The organism is Actinomadura logoneensis (genome assembly GCF_003428695.1).
GTDB lineage: Bacteria > Actinomycetota > Actinomycetes > Streptosporangiales > Streptosporangiaceae > Spirillospora > Spirillospora logoneensis.
Genome location: NZ_QURH01000076.1, coordinates 1 through 1,820 on the forward strand (window position 1 = coordinate 1; position 1,820 = coordinate 1,820).

2 protein-coding genes are annotated in these 1,820 nt (G+C 76.9%); both read right to left on the minus strand.

Features of this window, described 5'->3' with window-relative positions; all coding sequences use genetic code 11:
* The coding region (locus DZF91_RS03665; protein ID WP_117356085.1) for an NAD kinase at positions 1-939 on the minus strand (939 nt) is incomplete at its 3' end.
* Positions 940-976: 37 nt separating this feature from the next.
* Positions 977-1,786, minus strand: a complete 810-nt coding sequence (locus DZF91_RS03670; protein WP_117356086.1) for a TlyA family RNA methyltransferase — start codon at positions 1,784-1,786, stop codon at positions 977-979.
* Between the last annotated feature and the right edge of the window lie 34 nt (positions 1,787-1,820).

Genomic DNA, 1,820 nt, shown 5'->3' on the forward strand with positions numbered 1-1,820 from the left:
CAGCGCCTCCCGGCCCGGGACCGGCCGCCGCGCGGGCTGCCCGGACGTGCGGGGACGGCCGCGCCACCCGGCGACCGGCAGCCCGAACTTGGTCACCAGCCGGTCGGTGAACGGGGTGAGGTGCAGCCGGGCCAGCCGGACCGGCCGCTCCCCGCGCCGCACCTCCACCCGCGCGCCCGGCGGCAGGTCGAGGGTGCGGGCACCGTCACACCACAGCACCGCGCCGGGGGTGTCGGGCTGCACCTCGATCGCGACCGCCGAGCGCGGCGAGACCATCAGCGGGCGGGCGAACAGCGCGTGCGCGCTGATCGGCACGACCAGCATCGCCTCCACCTCCGGCCACACCACCGGGCCGCCCGCCGAGAACGCGTACGCGGTCGAGCCCGTCGGCGTGGCCATCACCACGCCGTCGCAGCCCCAGTGCGACAGCGGGCGGCCGTCGATCTCCACGACCAGCTCCAGCATCCGCTGCCGCTCGGCCTTCTCCACGGTCGCCTCGTTCAGCGCCCACGTGGTGCCGGTCACCGACCCGTTGCGCCGGACGACCACGTCGATGGTCATCCGCTCCTCGACGTCGTAGCGGCGCTCGATGACGCGGTCGACCGTGGTGGCGAGGTCCTCGCGCTCGGCCTCGGCGAGGAACCCGACGTGCCCGAGGTTGACGCCGAGCAGCGGCGCGCCCGCCGGACGGGCCAGGTCGGCCGAGCGCAGCAGCGTGCCGTCCCCGCCGAGGACGATCACGACCTCCACGCCCTGCGCGGCGGCCGGGGTGCGCGGCCAGACCTCCACCATGCCCGGGCAGCCCAGGTCCTCGGCCTCGCCCTCCAGGGCGCGGACCGCGATGCCCGCCTCGGCCAGGCGGCCGATCACCAGCTGCGCGCTGCGGACCGCCTCGGCCCGGCCGGTGTGCGCGACGACCAGCACCGTCCTGTCGCTCATCGGCGGACCCTCCGGGCGGGGCTGCACGGAATCTCGGTCACTGGGGTCCCTCCGCGACGGCGCGCTCCAGGTCTGCCTCGGCCAGCGGCGGCGCGCCCGCCCGCAGCCACAGGAAGTACTCCACGTTCCCCGACGGGCCGGGCAGCGGCGACGCGGTGACGCCCAGCACGCCCAGGCCCAGCGTCGCCGCGTGCGCGGCCACGTCCCGCACCGCGTCGGCGCGCAGCGCCGGCTCGCGCACGACGCCGCCCGCCCCGACGCGGCTGCGGCCCACCTCGAACTGGGGCTTCACCATGATCGCGTAGTCGGCGTCCGGCGCGACGCAGCGCTGGACCGGGCCGAGCACCAGCTTCAGCGAGATGAACGACAGGTCGCCGACCACCAGGTTCGGCGGCTCGGCCTCCGGCTGCCCGAGCTGCCTCGGCTCCAGGTCGCGGATGTTGACGCGCTCCAGCACGGTCACCCGGTCGTCGGTCCGCAGCGACCACGCGATCTGGCCGTACCCGACGTCCACCGCGTACACGTGGTCGACGCCGGCGCGCAGCAGGACGTCGGTGAACCCGCCCGTGGACGCGCCCGCGTCCAGCGCGACACGGCCCTTGACGTCCAGGTCGGCGAACGCCTTGAGCGCGCCCGCGAGCTTGTGCCCGCCGCGCGAGACGTAGTCGGGGCCCGCCCCGTCCTCGGCGACCAGGATCGCCGCGCCGGCGTCGACCTGCGTGGCCGCCTTGCCCGCGACCTGCCCGCCGACCTTCACCCGGCCGTCCGCGATCAACTGCCCGGCCTGCTCGCGGGAGCGGGCCAGACCGCGCCGCACGAGCTCGGCGTCCAGCCGGCGGCGGCTCACGACGCGCCCCCGGGGCCGCGCGTGCCGCCCTGCC